The 18,338-nt window shown below is 40.4% G+C and carries 17 protein-coding genes; 2 read left to right on the forward strand and 15 right to left on the reverse strand.

Annotation, left to right across the window (positions count from 1 at the left end; all coding sequences use genetic code 11):
• Positions 1 to 269: 269 nt before the first annotated feature.
• Positions 270 to 851, forward strand: coding sequence for an RNA polymerase sigma factor (locus tag ESA94_RS06160; protein ID WP_129129951.1), 582 nt, complete (start codon positions 270 to 272; stop codon positions 849 to 851).
• Positions 852 to 968: 117 nt separating this feature from the next.
• Here the strand turns inward: ESA94_RS06160 and ESA94_RS06165 are convergent, their stop codons facing one another.
• The 5 genes from ESA94_RS06165 to ESA94_RS06185 all read right to left on the reverse strand — a co-directional run bounded on the left by ESA94_RS06165 (position 969) and on the right by ESA94_RS06185 (position 6,970).
• Entirely contained in the window at positions 969 to 2,906 is a 1,938-nt protein-coding gene (locus tag ESA94_RS06165) for a protein-disulfide reductase DsbD family protein (RefSeq protein ID WP_129129952.1), read from the reverse strand.
• A gap of 54 nt (positions 2,907 to 2,960) precedes the next feature.
• Positions 2,961 to 3,419 (reverse strand): protein-disulfide reductase DsbD domain-containing protein, encoded by a 459-nt coding sequence (locus tag ESA94_RS06170; protein ID WP_129129953.1) that lies wholly within the window; start codon positions 3,417 to 3,419, stop codon positions 2,961 to 2,963.
• A 107-nt stretch (positions 3,420 to 3,526) separates the two neighbouring features.
• Positions 3,527 to 4,201 carry a phosphoribosylformylglycinamidine synthase subunit PurQ gene (gene purQ, locus ESA94_RS06175; protein ID WP_129129954.1) on the reverse strand — a complete coding sequence of 225 codons (675 nt, stop codon included), beginning with the start codon at positions 4,199 to 4,201 and terminating at the stop codon, positions 3,527 to 3,529.
• A gap of 138 nt (positions 4,202 to 4,339) precedes the next feature.
• On the reverse strand, positions 4,340 to 5,329 hold the full coding sequence (locus ESA94_RS06180; RefSeq protein ID WP_129129955.1) for a hypothetical protein: 990 nt from the start codon (positions 5,327 to 5,329) through the stop codon (positions 4,340 to 4,342).
• Between the two features lie 102 nt (positions 5,330 to 5,431).
• Positions 5,432 to 6,970: a hypothetical protein gene (locus tag ESA94_RS06185; RefSeq protein ID WP_129129956.1), complete on the reverse strand. Its 1,539-nt coding sequence runs from the start codon at positions 6,968 to 6,970 to the stop codon at positions 5,432 to 5,434.
• Positions 6,971 to 7,078: 108 nt separating this feature from the next.
• Between ESA94_RS06185 and ESA94_RS06190 the strand changes: the two genes are divergently transcribed.
• Positions 7,079 to 7,990, forward strand: a complete 912-nt coding sequence (locus ESA94_RS06190) for a TIGR01777 family oxidoreductase (protein WP_129129957.1) — start codon at positions 7,079 to 7,081, stop codon at positions 7,988 to 7,990.
• On the opposite strand, the gene ESA94_RS06195 is transcribed toward ESA94_RS06190, so the two are convergent.
• The 10 genes from ESA94_RS06195 to metG form a co-directional block, all read right to left on the reverse strand.
• Positions 7,987 to 8,511 carry a hypothetical protein gene (locus tag ESA94_RS06195; protein ID WP_129129958.1) on the reverse strand — a complete coding sequence of 175 codons (525 nt, stop codon included), beginning with the start codon at positions 8,509 to 8,511 and terminating at the stop codon, positions 7,987 to 7,989. The genes ESA94_RS06190 and ESA94_RS06195 overlap by 4 nt on opposite strands.
• A gap of 1 nt (position 8,512) precedes the next feature.
• A complete protein-coding gene (locus ESA94_RS06200) occupies positions 8,513 to 9,331 on the reverse strand; it encodes an ABC transporter permease (protein WP_129129959.1) in 819 nt (272 codons plus the stop codon).
• A 21-nt stretch (positions 9,332 to 9,352) separates the two neighbouring features.
• Positions 9,353 to 10,246, reverse strand: coding sequence for an ABC transporter ATP-binding protein (locus ESA94_RS06205; RefSeq protein WP_129129960.1), 894 nt, complete (start codon positions 10,244 to 10,246; stop codon positions 9,353 to 9,355).
• A gap of 41 nt (positions 10,247 to 10,287) precedes the next feature.
• Positions 10,288 to 10,947: a peptidase M10 gene (locus tag ESA94_RS06210; RefSeq protein WP_129129961.1), complete on the reverse strand. Its 660-nt coding sequence runs from the start codon at positions 10,945 to 10,947 to the stop codon at positions 10,288 to 10,290.
• A gap of 5 nt (positions 10,948 to 10,952) precedes the next feature.
• Positions 10,953 to 11,633: a hypothetical protein gene (locus tag ESA94_RS06215; RefSeq protein WP_129129962.1), complete on the reverse strand. Its 681-nt coding sequence runs from the start codon at positions 11,631 to 11,633 to the stop codon at positions 10,953 to 10,955.
• Between the two features lie 81 nt (positions 11,634 to 11,714).
• On the reverse strand, positions 11,715 to 14,093 hold the full coding sequence (locus ESA94_RS06220; protein WP_129129963.1) for a 3-hydroxyacyl-CoA dehydrogenase/enoyl-CoA hydratase family protein: 2,379 nt from the start codon (positions 14,091 to 14,093) through the stop codon (positions 11,715 to 11,717).
• Positions 14,094 to 14,144: 51 nt separating this feature from the next.
• A complete protein-coding gene (locus ESA94_RS06225; RefSeq protein ID WP_129129964.1) occupies positions 14,145 to 14,522 on the reverse strand; it encodes a GxxExxY protein in 378 nt (125 codons plus the stop codon).
• A 131-nt stretch (positions 14,523 to 14,653) separates the two neighbouring features.
• Positions 14,654 to 15,481 carry an anti-sigma factor gene (locus ESA94_RS06230; protein WP_129129965.1) on the reverse strand — a complete coding sequence of 276 codons (828 nt, stop codon included), beginning with the start codon at positions 15,479 to 15,481 and terminating at the stop codon, positions 14,654 to 14,656.
• Between the two features lies 1 nt (position 15,482).
• Positions 15,483 to 16,034, reverse strand: coding sequence for an RNA polymerase sigma factor (locus ESA94_RS06235; protein ID WP_129129966.1), 552 nt, complete (start codon positions 16,032 to 16,034; stop codon positions 15,483 to 15,485).
• Between the two features lie 140 nt (positions 16,035 to 16,174).
• On the reverse strand, positions 16,175 to 18,292 hold the full coding sequence (gene metG, locus ESA94_RS06240; RefSeq protein WP_129129967.1) for a methionine--tRNA ligase: 2,118 nt from the start codon (positions 18,290 to 18,292) through the stop codon (positions 16,175 to 16,177).
• Positions 18,293 to 18,338: the final 46 nt, after the last annotated feature.

Raw genomic sequence — 18,338 nt, forward strand, 5'->3', positions numbered from 1 at the left:
AAATTTCGTTCAGCAAAAAAATTTCGGAGGGCTTGTCGGCCTTGTACGACAGGTGGGGGAAAATACCATTAGTACGCTGCGTGGTAATACGTTAAATAATTCAGAATGTTGGAGGATTCGTTTCTTTCTATTATTTTTATTCAGAATTTCAATATCAAATCAGAAACCCAAATTTCTTTCGCCTATAGCATCAACTTCTACTTAACAATTTTCAGTTTGCTTAACCAGCCCTGAAACCCTTTATTGAAAACCATCAACTGTAGAAGTGTATGCATCTGTATCAACAATTTACCGATCAACAGCTTGTTCATCTGTTTAAAGATGGCAATGCCGAAGCTATGGAATGTTTAGTGCTGCGTCATAAAGACAAGCTCTATACCTCTATTTTCCTGCTGGTGAAAGACAAATACCTTGCCGAAGATCTCTTCCAGGATATGTTTATCAAGGTAATTGATACTATTCGCAGCAATCGTTATACCGAAGAAGGGAAATTTTTACCCTGGGCTATGCGCATTGCACATAACCTATGCGTAGATCATTTCCGCCGGGTAAAGCGTGCGCCAACAATTAAAACAAGTGACAACCACGATATTTTTGAAGTTATCAATTTCAGCAACGACAATGCTGAAGAACGTATAATGAAAAACCAGAGTTATGATCGCATCCGCCGGATGCTCGATCTGTTACCTGAGGAACAACGTGAAGTAATCATTTTGCGCCATTATGCCGATCTGAGCTTTAAAGAAATTGCAACGCTCACTAACTGCAGCATTAATACTGCATTGGGTCGTATGCGTTACGGGCTCATCAATATGCGTAAAATGATGACTGAAAAACAAATCGCTCTGTAAAAATCATTTCCTAAAAGAGAACCTGACAAAATCAAAATCCTTCCGTTTACCGGAGGGATTTTTTTATAAAATAAAAGCAGGCCAGAAGCCTGCTTTTATTTTACTGCCTTGTTATATTTATTTTTTCTTGCCAAACGCTTCTAACCCGCACTCCAACCATTGCTTAAACTCTGCCGCACTTGGCGTATAACCCTTTGTTTTGGTAAGAGCAGTTTCGTCTAAGCCAACAATAGCATATTGCGGTTGAGCTACTGCATTAAAATTTTCGCTTTGGAAGGTTGCCCATTTATCGCCTACAGTAATAATTTCTTTTTTACCGCCTGTTTTTGTAGTGAATGTTTGCTGCTGTGCTGCGGGCAAAACTTTTCGTTCATCAACATAAAGCGATACAACCACAAATTTGTTCTTCATCAAATCAAGCACATCGGAGTTAGTCCACACATTCTCTTCCATTCGTCTGCAGTTTACACATGCCCAACCGGTAAAGTCGATCAATAATGGTTTGTTTTGTTTTCTTGCCAACTCCAATGCTTCATCATAATCACGTAAGGGTTCAAAAACCTCTTTGTCGTAAAGTGAATAGGTTAATGGAGGCGGGAATCCGCTCAACAATCTTAAACTTGCCCACTTTGTATTGGTTAACCCTGGAATGAGATAAATAGTAGCAACTGAAAAAAGAATAATCGTCGTCCATCTCACAGGACCAATCTTCACCTTCTTATCATCGTGGGGAAATTTAATAACACCCAGTAAGTATAATACCAGTAAGAACCCAATGACTACCCAAATGCCAATAAATATTTCACGTGGCAGTATATGCCATTGTTTTACCAGGTCTGCATTGCTTAAAAATTTTACCGCCATTGCCAGTTCTAAAAAGCCCAACACCACTTTTACAGTATTTAACCAACCGCCGCTTTTTGGTAATGATTGCAGCCAGTTCGGGAACATTGCAAACAAAGCAAATGGCAATGCAAGTCCTAAACCAAAGCCTCCCATACCAAAACTCAACTGCATGGCACCTCCATCTTTTGTTAATGCACCTGCAAGCAAAGAACCGAGAATTGGACCTGTACAGGAGAAGGAAACAATTGCCAGTGTTAATGCCATGAAGAAAATACCAAGCGTACTTCCAACGCTTGCTTTTGAATCGGCTTTATTAGCAAAATTGCCCGGCAGTGTTATTTCAAAATAACCAAAGAAGGAAACAGCAAACACCACAAACACAATAAAGAATATGATGTTGAGCCAAACATTGGTTGAAATATTATTGAGTATCTCCGGATCGGTTTGATCGAGCAAATGAAACGGAATGCTGAGCAAAATATAAATGAAGAAAATAAAAAAGCCATAGAGCAATGCGTTGCGGATGCCTTTTGCTCTGCTACCGCTTCGTTTTGTAAAGAACGATACCGTTAACGGTATTAAAGGGAATACGCAGGGTGTAAGTAATGCAATAAATCCGCCTACAAGGCCCAGCAGAAAAATACCCCACAAGCTTTTTCCTTCTGTTCCTTCGTCGCCACAATTACTGGCAGTGTTTTTCAGGTCGATGCTGTTTATTTTGATGCGTGCTGTTTGCGCCACACCACCTTCCATCTTTACATCAAACAAATATTCCTGTGCGGGTAAAAACTCATCTTTGCCACCAGTTGTGTAAACAAGTGAACCTTTAAGCAATGCCGGCACTACTCCCGTAATTACAATATCCTGCGTAAGGTTTACTTCGTTGTTTGCAATGAGTACAGATTTGTTATCAAACACAGGATCGGCATAACTGCTGCTGCCTCCTTTAATTTGCAAAGGACCTTTCTTTGCAATGCTGCTATCGGTAAACTGTACGGCAATAGAATCGAGACCCTCTGCATCTTTTGTAAACAGGTACAGCATTTTTCCGCCCTGCACCTTTCCTTTAAATTGTAATTGATATTCGCCTGTTGCTGTTTTTTTACTACTGACAGTCCATTGCACAAACGATGAATCCTGTGCAAATGCAGAGAGCGACAGAAAAAAAGTTGAAACAAGAAAAACGATCCTGCGTAAACTTAAACCCATAATATGATTGATTTAAAAATCCCGTCTTGTATGAGACGGGATCGTTTGTATTCGTTAACCTTCGAGCTTTACGCTGAACTTTGCTTTATCGGGAGGCAGGCACTGCTTATCATCACAAACCATAAATTCCACATCGCCTGTAATGGATGTTTTTACATTCGATTTTACAGTTACCACCTGCACAAACTCTACTTTATTTGAATAAAAGCGTGAACGTGAATTGGTGGCTTTATCAAACGCATCGGTAAGTTTACCTACTTCTTTTGGCTTGCCGCTAACAACGATCAATGGATTTTTGGCAAAGTTGATGGTTGTGGGTAATGCAATTGCATCGCTGCTTTGTGTTTGGCTGTATAAATGCCAGCCGGGTTGAATATTGGCTACCATACGAATCTCGTATTTTTTGTCGCCAAGCTTCTTCACAATAAAATCCCATTTTACTTTGCTTCCGCTTTGTGCAAATACGGCAACTGAAATAAACACCAATGCCAGTGTTGCTATCATTCTTTTCATGCTGTTTCTTTTACAATTCTGCTGCAAAGATGCCTCCAAATCGGTTATTGAAATGTCATCAAAGTCACAAAACTTTTACAATACTATCTACGTGCAATAAATACAGTTTAGATGGCTACTGCAGCGTTGATCAACAAACTGTTGAGGATTGCACGACCATCGGTGTTACCCAGAATTCCGGATGTAGCACGCTCGGGATGTGGCATCATTCCAAATACATTGCCTTCTTTATTGCAAATACCGGCAATATTGCGGATGGCACCATTGGGGTTTGCCTCAGCAATGATATTTCCGTTTTCATCGCTGTAACGATAGATCACCTGGTCGTTTGCTTCCAGTGCATCCAATGTTTTTTCATCGGCAAAATAACGGCCTTCACCATGTGCAATCGGAATTTTTAAACCCGAACCGCCTACGCCAGTGAGATAAACATTCTTACAAATGAATTTTTGATTGGCATTGCGCAATAACGCACCCGGTAAAAGATGGCTTTCGCACAAGATCTGAAAACCATTACAAACACCCAGTACTTTACCGCCTTTGTTGGCAAAGGCAATTACACTTTCCATCATGGGGCTGAAACGGGCAATAGCGCCGCAACGCAGGTAATCGCCGTAGGAAAAGCCACCAGGCAATACAATACAATCTTCGGTTGAAAACATACTCAGGTCTTTGTCTTTATGCCAAAGCATAATCACTTCCTGGTTCAAATCATTTTGCAGAGAGTCCTGCATGTCTCTGTCGCAATTGCTGCCGGGGAATACAACGATACCAAATTTCACGTGCTAATTTTTTTATTTGATTTTGGCCACATGTTATTCGCCATAAAAACTATCATCGCTGGCTATAAAATTGCTCGATAATTTCTCTGGCTCATTTCATAATAAAAAGGAAAGCGCAAAGGTAAGGATTGAGGCCGATTAGCTGTTCAGTAACACATAATTTGCTACGATCCACAAAAGGCCTAGCCAAAAAATAAGTTCGGGCAGGGTTTTCTTTTTGGGATAATAATAAAATGCTGCATGAAAAAGACTGATGGGTACAGCTGCCAGCACCCAATGAGCAAGTCCGGGTAAGCTGTTAATAAATGGAATAAATAAGGCGATGATGAGATAAAAGATCATAAAATTCCAGCTTTTGCGGGTTTGCACCAACATGCGCACCGAATAACGGCGACTGGTAGCCAACCCCACCAACAATGGAAACACCACCAACGAAAATTTTATCCAAAACTCCCAGCTATAACGAATGTTTGGTAACCGCAGGTACTGGTTTGGCACTACCGCTTCAATCATGTACCATTTATCCCACACAAAAAAGTAAACCAGTAAAAAATAAAACGGAGTAAGAATACCGAGTATAGCGATAAGCCATTCCGTTAAATAAAAAGAGCGGAATAGCAAAAGTGCAACGATCAGTAACAACAGAAGATAGGCTGAAGGAAAATAAAAGAAGGAACAAATACCAAAACCAAAGCCAATATTAAACAATACTGTTTTGGGTTTGGGATGATGGTATAACTCCACCATGCGTGGCCAGGTTATTACAAGAATGGTATTGATAATTAATGCCGGCGATAACACATTCCATTCGGGAACTACACTTGTAATTACCAAATACGAAAGTGCCAGCAGGTAATGAGGTGTTGGAAACAGTTTCTGATCGTTCACCAGTCCGTTAAAAGTGATGGCTTGTGTAAACAATAATACAAACGCAAAAATGGGATAGAGTGTTGGAAAAACAGAACCTGGCTGTTTCAACACCTTCAGCAATTCGATGTACAAAAAACCATCGGTTTCCTGTATTTGCGGAATAACCGGCGCTGTAAAATAAGGCAGCTTGATGAGCAGCCCTAAAAAGAAAAGTGTAAAAACATTTAAAGGATTGTTGCCGGAAAAAAAACGAATCACGTTAAGCGGTTATTTGCAGCACAAACATTCCGAAAGAAATCGATTTAACCAAAAAAAATACCGGGATCGTTGAACCCCGGTATGATTATTTTCCTTGATCAATTAAAACTCAATACGTGCAAAGCTGAATGAGTTGCGGATAATGCAGGGCACAATCATTTCTCTTGCACTTACCTGCTTACCAAAGCGAATCATAAACTCAAAGCCTTTGTCTAAACTTTTTAACGGTGGTTCTTTGTTTATTCTACCATCGGGACCAAGTGACTGTGCATTGAGCAATGGCGATCTGCGGCTCCACTCGTTGTAAAGAAATAAGAGCTCTGCACCTGAGTTCATGATCTGGTAGCTGAGCAGGTTATCCGAATTATCATCGAACTGCGATTTTGCCATCACATTATCCCATTGCAGGTTAGCATCTTTATCGAGGGAAATCACCAACACATTATCGGTATAATATCTTGTTTGCTGCGGCGTGTTCCAGCCATAAGGCGAGTTCCAGCCGCCAAAGCCACCCCAGCCCCAGTTGTTGTAAGGGCTCCAACCATAATAGCGACCGGGATAAAATGAGTTGCCCCACATCCACGGATTATCCCAGCGGTTGTAATTGCTGCCTCTTGAACTGCCGTAGGTGTTTTCGCCGGTAATCAATACACCTCCATCTTTCTTAACAATAATATGCTTCAGAAAATAATCGTTAAAGGCATACCTGCTGGAGTTTTCGCCTTTTGCCAAAGCACGAAAATCATCATCAAATTCAATTGCTTTTTCTACATCCTGGCCGGTAAGATTTTTATTTACAATAGCAGTAAACAATCCATCAACATTACCTCTGCGAGATTTGGAATAAAGCGATGTAAGAATGTAACGGCCGTTTGAGTTATCTACTTTAATACGCAATTCGTCAAGAAAAACTTTATCCAGTGTAAGTTTAAACGAACGGATTGTATCGTCGTATACAGGAAGCATTACCAGTTTCGCTTCGTTGATGTACTCACGTTGTGCAGGCCTTGAAACATGACTGAAGAGGAAGTTTCCTTCATTATCCAGATAAAAATCCGCAATTGACTCTCTTGAATTTTCAAGACTGTAGCCAAACGCTCCTCTTCTTATCGGCATCAGGTTATGGCTTAACAGCAATGTTTGAATATGAAAATCATCCCGCTGTTTATTCTTCATTTTAAACACCATCAGTTTCTGTTTATCATCGCTGATGATGGTGCTGTAAATTTTATTATCACTGAAGATGCTTACTTCGGTGGTATCAAGTTCTAAGGGTTCGCCTATTTTCTTTCCACTGCCGTCTATTTTAACACCCATGCAATACACCACATTCTTCTTCTGATATTGATAAATAACAATTGAATGTTCGGGGTTCGAAAACATATCTACATTAATTGCCCTGTCCGGGATAAAATCGAGTTCCACTTTATCCTTCAGTTTCATATCTGCATCGTACACCGAAATAAAATGACGGCTGCGGATATTTTTATACACCAGGTAATTTGCGCCATACTTGCCCATTACTTCAAACTTGAGCGAACGTAAATCATCCCTGTCGGGTTCGGAATAGTAAATACGTTGTGCATTTACTGTAACAACACCCAACAAAAAAAGAAACGGCAAAACAAAAGTTTTCATCATCTTCATATCTTTTCGGTGGTTCATATTTAAAATTACGTTGAAAGCGAACAATTCGTCGTTAAGATGCGTTTAAAAATGAAATTACACATTCATATCTCATAAAACAATATGGCAACCATTTGTATTACAGGCGGAACAGGTTTAATAGGAAAGGCGCTTACTCATTACTTAATCGCCAAAGGTCATGCCATTATTGTGCTATCCCGAGCAGAAAAAAACAGTTTACACAATTCGATAACGTACAGGCAATGGAATCCTGAAAAAGGAATGATTGATGAAGCTGCTATTTCTGCGGCAGATTATATTGTTCACCTTGCAGGTGCAGGCGTGGCCGATAAACGCTGGAGTAAAAAACGTAAAGAAGAAATTAAACAAAGCCGGGTGCAAAGCAGTGCCCTGTTGGTTGATGCATTAACCCGTATACCCAATAAAGTGCAGGCCGTCATCAGTGCTTCAGGTATTGGTTGGTATGGGCCCGATAAAGGAACAGCTTTTACAGAAACCGACCAGCACAGTAACGATTTTTTAGGTACTACCTGCTTTGAATGGGAAAGCAGTATTGAACCTGTTACACAGTTAGGCATCCGGTTGGTTAAACTGCGTACAGGTATTGTACTAAGCAATGAGGGGGCTGCGTTTACCGAATTTAAACGACCAATACAGTTCGGCTTTGCAACAATACTCGGCAGCGGCAAACAAATCATCAGCTGGGTGCATGTGCTCGATCTTGTGCGGATGTACGAATATGCAATAGAGAATAAACAACTTGCAGGCGTATTTAATGCAGCGGCTCCCAACCCTGTTTCTAATCAGGAGTTGATTGTTGCCATTGCTAAAAAAATAAAAGGAAATGCCTTTATTACTATTCCTGTTCCGGCATTTGCATTAAAACTGGTGCTGGGAGAAATGAGTATTGAAGTGCTTAAAAGCACCTACGTAAGTGCAGACAAAATCCGCCAAAATGGTTTCAGCTTTTTGTATCCTACAATTGATGCTGCACTGAATGAACTGATCGCTTAATTCTTCGACTCTGCAGGTTTCATTACCGGTTGCTTCATAGGTGGTATAACCAGGTTGGGACTAAGCTCCGGAAGTTTTGCTTTGCTTTCGTTTTGTTTGTACAGCATCGCATCAACAAAATACCATTTCTTACCATCGTTCGATAAACCGATGAGTGTTGTTTCCGTTTCAACAGTACCCATCATTATTTCAACTGTCATTGTTTGTGGTAAGGTGCATTGCATTATCTTTTTATGCGTAACCACCTTCGAAGGATTACCCACCAGTATCGATTTTACTTTTATCCCATACTGCTTTTTATACTTTTCAACCGAGTCGATGCCTTGTTTTATTTTCTCTTTACTTGCTTTATCACTCACGAGTGTTGGATACGTATATGTTAAATACGTTTCAATATCCAATGCAGCAAGAGCCCTTGCCATTTTCAATGCTTCGGTTTTAATAACCGTAGTAATATTTTGTGCTGAAATTGACTGGCACAAAAATAAAATCAACAGCACAGTTCCAATACGCTTGTTCATATTACAAATCTCTTTTTTTATAAATCCAGAAAACCAATCCCCAAAAAATTAACAGGTAAGCAATGGTGATAAACACTTGCTGGTTGATAATACTCAGTGAATAATCGTACACCTTAGGGTCAAACCTGCCGAGAAAAGCAGGAACCGGCGTTAACAAATCAGAAGATTCTGTAGGCAGGAAACGACCGGCTTCGGGATGCACATATTTTTTCAGCAGCTCTGCCGAAATATTTTCGACAGGAATTTTATAAAAAATAAATACACCTAATGCAATGAATGCCCGTTTGATCAGAAGGCCTAACAGAAATGCAAATGTCAGTTGAGCAAATGTTTGCAATGCAAACAAGCCAACATAATTCGCCAGTTGAAATTTATCTTTCACATCTGCACCAGTATTAATAAAACCGATGCTTAACGTTACAATGCTGTAAAGTGCTGCTACTATCAACGAAATAATAACTACATTAAAAAACTTAGCAATCAGAAATTCATTTCTGCTCCAGCCATCGATCACATTCTGGCGGTTTGTTTTATAAGTGTATTCGTTGGTAATAAGCATAATCACCAATAGTGCAGGCACGGTAACAAAACAGGAAGATAAAAAAGCTGCCGTTCTGAACACTTCCGGAAATTCAAATGGATTTCCCAACAGCATTTTCAACAGTTGAGCAGCCTGTTTGGAATTGCTTGTTTCTGTTTTATAAACAAAATAAAACATGCCATTAATGCCCGGGTACGATAAAACCGTCATGCCCATGAGCCACCAAAAGCCGGGGTAGTTCTTTAATTTAAGCCACTCTGTTCGCAGTAAGTGAAGCATATATTTTTTGAATTGATAAGGTTAATTGTTAGTAAGTTCAAAGAATCGTTCTTCCAATCGCTTTTTCTTAATAGAAAGATATTGCAACGCAATGCCGTTATTGAAGCAATAACGATTCATGGCTTCTGCACTGGCTGTACCTTTTGGAAAATGCAATTGTATTGTTTGCGCATTGAATGTGGTAGAGGTAGCGCCCGGGTAATTGCTCAAAACATGTTTCAATTGTTCTAAATCTGCAGCCCCTATTTCAACAATATCTTCATCAACCAACACATCTTCCACAGAGCCCGATGTAATTAATGTACCTGTTTTTAAAATGGCTACATGTGTACAAACTTTTTCTACTTCGTCGAGCAGGTGACTGGCCATAATGATGGTATGCCCTTTCTTACTGAGTTCAATAATTAACTCACGAATTTCCATGATACCAACAGGATCTAATCCATTAGTTGGTTCATCAAGCACTAATATCTGCGGATCGCCGAGCAAAGCTGCGGCTATGGCTAACCGTTGTTTCATACCGAGACTGTAACTGCTGAAACGACTGTCACGGCGTTCATACAACTTCACTTTATGCAATACCGCCTCAATTGCGGCTGCATCACCACGGCCGCTGATACTGTTAGTGATCTTTAAATTATTTACAGCCGATAAGTAATGATAAAAGTTAGGCGTTTCCAATAACGAACCGATATGCTTCCTTAAATCGGGTGAAGCAGGTTGTCCAAACCATGAATATGAACCACTGTCGGCATTTAGTACATCGAGAATAATACTAAGCATGGTTGTTTTGCCACTGCCGTTTGGACCGAGTATACCAAACACTGCACCTTCGGGTATTTCAAAGGATACACCTTTGAGTGCCTGTATTTTTCCGTATGTTTTTTTGAGATCCTGAACCTGTAATACGCTCATAGATTTAGTTGTGATGATAAATGATCTTTAAAAATAACTGTTTATTTGGCTGCTTCGTATTTCGGATGATAAATACTGGTAAAATCTCCAAGAACGGCAAAACCTCTTTCATTAAAACGAAGCTTGTGCAGTTTCAGCAACTCAATATCATGCATACAAACTTTCCGGTGCCGTGGATCGAGTGTACCTCCATTTGTACCTGCTGTAACTACCGGATTGTATTGAAATTGCGGATCGCAAATTGTTCCTCTCGGATACATGATACCGGGTATTCCTGCACCACGAATATCAAGATCTTTGGGATGAACCAAACCCAGCATATGCCCGTATTCATGTGCTGCAGTTGTTGATGTTTGCAACAGGTTTGCCAATTTGAAAAAACCTGTGTTGCTGCCAATTCCATCCACAAATGAAATATCCAATGGTGAGTATTCTTCAATGCGGAAGAAAAACAATTTTGGATCGGTGTTGTACCAAACATCTTCGGGCTTTAACTGCGGATTGTAAACAGCTTTGATATCGAAGATCAATTTGTACCAGTCATCTTTGTATTTGATGGAGGCATTTGGTTCGTTCCAATGACAGGCAATATCATCGCCGATGTTTTTTGCAATAGTTTCATTAGCTACATCACCATAAATATGGAAGTGAGAAAAAATGATGAGTTGCTTGGAGGACTGTATGAGTTGAGCGAGTGCCATTATTTCTATTGAATATCTCCTTTATTAATCCATCCAGAAATAAATTTCCCGTTTGCTGAAATGTATTCGGTATAGATCCGGTCTTCTTGTTCTGTTATGTTCAAAATCTTATCGCCTTTAATAAAATACTGTTTAGTTGGTTGCTTTTCAGTTGCAGTACTATAAATAAAGGCTTTCGCATTTTTGATTATCAGCTCCTCTACTTCAAACTGATAAACACTTTTAATGTCGTTTGTTTTTACCAACCTACTTTTCAACGGATATGTACCATGAGCTGTAACGTTTGCACCAAATCCACAGCCACCGTACTCATAATCATGTTCTACAAAAAAAGAACTCTCCTTATTCTTGAATAGCAACTTACAACCACCATAGATTGAATCCGACAACAAGTACAAAGCAGAATCAGCTTTAAACTCTACGAATCCATCAATCTGCCCGCTGTTATAACTCGGAAATCCTTTATTTACATACAACCAGAACTTGTATCTGAATCCACTTACTTTTTTTAAAATAAGTTTCAAATCATATCCAAAATCATCTGACACGGGTTTTTGTTCCTTGAAAAACTCACGCATTTCCTTTGATAATGGTTCTCTTTTTCCATAGACACCGGAAAAATCTGTTTGCGAATAAGCAGGAGAAATGAGGAAAGCAACGAAAATAAAAACGAAAAGATGTTTCATAATTTCTTACTAAAAAAGCCATCGGTAATCGATGGCCCTATAAAATTACATTTTTTACTCGTCTGCAGTATGCTCCTTTTGTTAGTTGCGTACCGGCTTACCACCCTTCAACACACTCTGTATTCTTTCAAGTGTTTTCTTTTCGCCGCAAAGCGATAAGAAGGCTTCACGTTCGAGGTCAAGTAAATATTGTTCGGTTACAAGAGTTGGTTCACTTAAGTCACCGCCGCACATCACATACGCTAATTTCTTTGCTACTACGCTGTCGTGTTCGGTTGCATAACCTGCAGTACGCATGCCATTGATACCCGCAAGCAATGCACCCAATGCAGAGCGACCCAACACTTTTACATCACTGCGTTGTGCAGGTGCAACATAACCGCTGTCAAAAATTTCGATCACTGATTTTTTTGCTTCTGCAATTCTGCGGCCCTGGTTCATCACCACTTCATCCAATCCTTTGCGGAACACGCCCATTTCAAATCCTTCTTTCGCTGAAGTGGCAACCTTAGCTGTTGCGATTGACAAGAAGCGATTCTTGAGTGTGATAGTTTCGGGTTCATCTTCATGCATTTCATCGGCTGCACGCAATACAAATTCTTTGGTACCACCACCGCCGGGAATTAAACCAACACCTAATTCAACCAAACCAATATAGGTTTCTGCAGCAGCACAAACCTTATCACTATGTAAACTCAATTCGCATGCACCACCCAATGTTAAACCATGTGGAGCAACTACTACTGGTATCGATGAATAGCGTGCACGCATCATCGTATTCTGGAACATTCGAATGGCCATATCCAGTTCATCATACTCCTGTTCAATGGCCAGCATAAAGATCATGCCTACATTGGCACCGGCACTGAACTGTGCTGCATCATTTGCAATCACCAAGCCTTTGTATTTATCTTCTGCCAATGCAATTGATTTCTGAATAGCTTCCAATACTTCACCACCAATGCTGCCCATTTTTGTATTCCATTCAAGACCTAATACATCATCGCCTAAATGATAAGTACGGCAAGCAGCATTTTTCCAAACAGTCTGGTTCTCGAAATTCTTCATCACAATAAATGCATCGCCACCCGGAATTACTTTGTACGATTTACTTGCAGGATCGTAACAAACCCGTTTGTTGTTCTCTACTTTGTAAAAACTTGCTGCTCCACTTGCGATCATTTCATCAACCCATGCTGCAACTTTATAACCAGCAGCTTTCATGGCATCAACTGTTTTTGCAACACCCAACACATCCCAGCTTTCAAATGCACCGATTTCCCAACCAAAACCAGCCATCATTGCATCATCTACACGATACAACTCATCACTGATCTCCGGAATACGATGTGAGATATACGAGAACAAACTATAATGAAACTGTTTATAAAATTCTCCCGCTTTATCGCTGCCGCTGCACAGCATTTTCAATCTTGTCTTAAGATCATCAATTGGTTTTGCTGCATCCACACTGCCAAACTTTGGCTTCACACGTGGAGCATACTCCATTGTTTGCAGGTTGAGTGTGAGAATTTCTTTTTCACCACCAGCACCTTTGCTCTTCTTAAAGAAACCCTGTCCGGTTTTATCGCCCAGCCAGTTGTTCTCGATCATTTTGTTGAGCCATGTTGGAATTGCAAAAATTTCTTTCGCTTCATCATCCGGACAATTCTCTGCAACACCTTTCGCCACTTTCACCAATGTATCCAAACCAACCACATCACCCGTACGGAAGGTTGCAGATTTTGGTCTGCCTATGATTGGACCTGTCAATGCATCGATCTCATCAACATTCAATTTCATCTTGTCCATTAAATTCATAATCGACATCATCCCAAACACACCAATACGGTTGGCGATAAATGCAGGTGTGTCTTTGCACAATACGGTTGTTTTACCAAGATAGAGATCGCCGTAGTTCATTAAGAAATCAACCACAGATGGATCGGTATATTTTGTGGGGATGATTTCCAGCAAACGCAAATAGCGTGGCGGATTAAAAAAGTGTGTGCCGCAGAAATGTTTTTTGAAATCATCGCTTCTTCTTTCAGCCATCATGCTGATGGGAATACCGGATGTATTGGAAGTGATCAACGTACCAGGCTTGCGGAATTTTTCTACCTGTTCGAAAATGAGTTGCTTAATATCTAATCGCTCCACCACCACTTCAATCACCCAATCGCAGGTGGCAATATCTTTCATGTTATCGGTGAAGTTGCCGGTAGTGATTTTCTTTATCACATCTTTGGTATACACAGGCGATGGATTGCTTTTAATGGCAGCCGTCAATGCATCGTTCACCAGTTTATTGCGCTCTGCAGGTTTTGTACTTTCTTCAAAACCTTTCGGCACCATATCGAGCAACAAGGTTTGCAAACCGATTCCTGCAAAATGACAGGCAATACGACTACCCATTACACCGCTACCTAAGACGGCAACTTTTTTGATCGTTCTTTTCATGTCTCTCACTGATTTCACAGATATGCACAGATGCTGTACATAAACTGCGTGTTAATTAATGATTCGAATCAAATTTTCTCTATCAAACAGGTTTGCGGCATTGAAATTTACCAGCAAACCAATTTTTGTGTTTGTAAGTTTCAGATAAGTGAGCAATTGTTTTTTGTGTACATCCATTAATTTCTCAACGGATTTAATTTCTACAATCACTAATCCTTCCACAAGGATATCTAACCTGAAACCCATCTCCAGATGCACTTCTTTATAACTTACAGGAATTCCGACTTGAGTTCTTATTTGTAATCCTTGCTGAACCAATTCGTAAGCGAGAGCGGCTTCATATACGCTTTCAAAAAGCCCGGGACCAAGTGTGTTATGCACCTGGAAAATAGATCCACGAATTTTATATGTCAAGTCGTTAATATCCATCAGTGTTTTTCCGTGCAATCTGTGAGCAAAAAATTAGTTAGCTATGCAACTATTTTCATCGAAGATAATACGAATTACTATTTCAGGAAACACTTGAAAAGAAATTAACAGCAAAATTTTTAAAGGAGAGATCAGCTCACTTTGCCTGCCACAACCAAAGCAGTTAAGTCAGGAGTTGGTTTACCACCTTCGTCTTCGAGGGTAATGGCAAACATTTGTGCACCTGGTTTTGTTTGCTTCATTTTCTGAATAGAAGCAACATCCGTTAAACTGATCATACCTGCGTCGGTTGGCTGTCCATCAATCAAAAACCAGAGCTGGTATTGTTTGCCTTTAGGTGCAGGCGGCAAGGAAGAAGGATCGATATACAATTCGCCTGTTGCTTTATTCCATAATATTTCGGCCTGTTGCTTTACATCAGGCTTTACTGATGCCAGCATTACAGAAGTCATGGATGCATCCGATTTTAAGCGGCGATATAGTTCGTAAGAAGAAACTTTTTGATTGAGTTGAGCAACCTGCTCATCGAAGCTTGCGGTTTGTTGCTGAAGTTTTGCAACTTCATCGGTAAGCTGTTCGTTATTGTTATAAAGAAGGAAAGCGATTGCTCCTGTAACCAGCAACAAGATCCATGATGCTGCAATTGCCAATTTGCTGAAAGCAGAACGTTGAGCAGCAACCGGCTTCATCTCTACCACTTTGGCTGCATGTGTCTCCTCTGCAACCATTCCTGCTTTTGCAGGAAGCGAAGCCATTAATTTTTCTTTTACAGAGGCCGATGGTGTTACGGCCATTTGCATTGCGCCTGCTTCAAAAGTAGCGGCAATCGCATCTACTTCCTGTTGAATTTCAGGAAACAGTTTACACAAAGCTTCAATCTTGCCTGCCTCTTCGGGAGGAAGCATACCAAGAACATAAAGCTCGAGGTCACCGGATTGTATGATACAACTCAGATCCACGTCAGGTTACATTTAGTTTTTTTCGTAATACAATTAAACTATTCCTGATTTTGGTTTTGACTGTTCCTAATGGCATGTTTAACGCTTTGCTGATTTCTTCCTGAGTGTAGCCCATGAAATAAGCAAGATGCATCAACTGTCGGTTTTCTTCGGGCAGGTGTAAAAGCCAGTTTTGAACATCCATTGTATCTACACTTGCTCCAACAGCAGGAACAGTTTCGCTTACATATACGGAATCATCGATGGATGAGTTTTGCGAACTGTTCTTAAAATTTTTGGAACGTGTTTTATCAATGGCCTGGTTACGTGCAATATTGATCATCCACGTAAATAAACGGCCTTTGGATGTATCGAAGCTTTTAATGTTATTCCAGATCTTCAGCATCGATTCCTGCAACACATCTTCGGCGGTGGCCTGATCGGTAATCACCTTCATGATAATACCAAGTATTGCTCCTGAAAAACGATCATAGAGTTCGGCCATTGCCTGCTGATCGCCACCTGTGAGGCGGCTTACCAGTTCGCTTTCATTATATGTTGCAGCAGAAAACAAAGAATGTTGTTGTTTAACAAATATAGAATTAAACCGTTTATTTCTTAGTAATAGTATTCTACAACAGCCTTATACGTAAAATGTTCGGTTACGGTTCTAAAACAAGAACAATAACCGAACATTTTTTTGAATTAACAAAATTAACTTACGCCGGCACCCGGATTAATGACTGTTGAGGGTGAAACAAAATGCAGCTTCCCTTCTTTATCTTCTGCCATTAAGATCATTCCGTTGCTTTCAATACCACGCATTTTACGTGGAGCAAGATTGGCAACCACCACTACCTGTTTGCCCACGATATCCTCAGGTTTGAAATGAAGTGCAATACCACTTACAATAGTTCTTGTTTCAAAACCAAGATCAATAGAAAGTTTCAAGAGCTTATCAGCTTTCTCCACTTTCTCTGCTGTAACAATGGTCCCTACTTTCAGATCGATCTTTGCGAAATCGTCGAATTGAATTTCAGATTTCAGATTAGCGGTTTCAGATTTTGCTTCTTCCACTTTTGTAGTTGTTGTTTCAGGTTTTACAAGTCCAGACTTCAGTTTCTCCACCTGGTATTTTATCTCATCGTCTTCAATTTTTCTGAATAACAGTTCGGGTGCACGCAATGTATAACCTACGCTCAGCAGTTTCAACTTACCTGCATTTTCCCAATCAAGCATTTTCTCTACCACCTTCATCATACCGATCATTTTCTTTGCGGTGTTAGGCAGAAATGGGTTGATGAGAATAGCAAGGTTTGCACTTAACTGCAAACACAAATGCATGGTATTATCAATGCTCTTTTGTGCTTCCGGATTTTCAGCTAATTGTTTGGCAACGATCCACGGTTCTTTCTTCTGCATGTACTGGTTACCCCTACGGCTGAGATCGATCACTTCAAACAATGCATCACGGAACTTATACTCTTCCAACAGATTTTCAACTTTCGCTTTTGCATTTTCAATTTCTGCCATCAATTTCCTGTCTTCATCATCCAATAACTCTTCATGCAGCTTCGGTACTTTACCGCCGCAGAGTTTATGCATCAGCACCCATGTGCGGTTCACAAAGTTTCCGAAAATGCTCACCAACTCGCTGTTCACTGCATCCTGGAAACCTTTCCACATAAACTCACTGTCTTTTGTTTCAGGAGCAATTTGTGTTAAGTAGTAACGCAGCATGTCAACTGTTTGTCCACCGCCGTTTTCTTTCTTCACAAAATCGGTGATGTAATCACGCATGTCGAGTTTCCAGTTGCGACTGGTACTCATTTTATCGCCTTCAAGATTTAAAAACTCATTGGCAGGAACATTGGTTGGCAAAATATTTCCATGCAGCTTCAACATGATCGGGAAGATGATGCAATGGAATACGATATTATCTTTTCCGATAAAATGAACCAATTTCGTGTCCTTATCGTTCCAGTAAGGTTCCCAATCTTTTCCATTGTTGAGCGCCCATTGTTTGGTGGCGCTGATGTAACCGATCGGCGCATCAAACCACACATACAACACTTTTCCTTCTGCATCTTTCAACGGCACTTTAATACCCCAATCCAAATCACGTGTTACGGCTCTTGATTGCAAACCGCCTTCGATCCAGCTTTTACACTGACCAACAACTGTTGCACGCCAATCATCTTTATGTTCGTTCAATATCCACTCACGCAAAAACTCTTCGTGTTTGCCCAATGGCAAATACCAATGCGATGTTTTCTTTTTCACCGGTGCTTTACCGCTCAGTGTACTAACCGGGTTGATCAATTCATCCGGACTTAACGTACGTCCGCAATTCTCACACTGATCACCAAATGCACGGTCGCTGCCGCAGTTAGGGCAAGTACCTTTTATATAACGATCGGCTAAGAATGTTTTTGCTTCTTCGTCGTAATACTGTTCGGTTTCTTTTGTTTCCAGTTCACCACGATCATTGAGGTAAGTAAAAAACTCCTGTGCTGTTTCGTGATGAATGGGTTCGCTTGTGCGGTGATAGATATCGAAACTCATGCTCAGGTCTTCAAAATCCTGCTTCATGGCTTCGTGGTATTTATCAATAATAGCTCTTGGTGTAGTTCCTTCTTTTGTTGCCTGGATAGGAATAGCAGTTCCATGTTCATCACTGCCGCACACAAACACCACATCCCTTTTTTGTGCACGCAGGTAACGGGCATAAATATCTGCCGGAATGTACGCACCCGCCAAATGACCCACATGTTTCAATCCATTGGCATAAGGAAGCGCACTCGTAATTAAATATCTTTTTGGTAAACTCATTTTGTAATCGACTTTAGTTCCGCTCAATAACATTATCCAATTAAAA

The sequence above is a fragment of the Lacibacter luteus genome (assembly GCF_004118265.1).
Taxonomy (GTDB): Bacteria; Bacteroidota; Bacteroidia; order Chitinophagales; family Chitinophagaceae; genus Lacibacter; species Lacibacter luteus.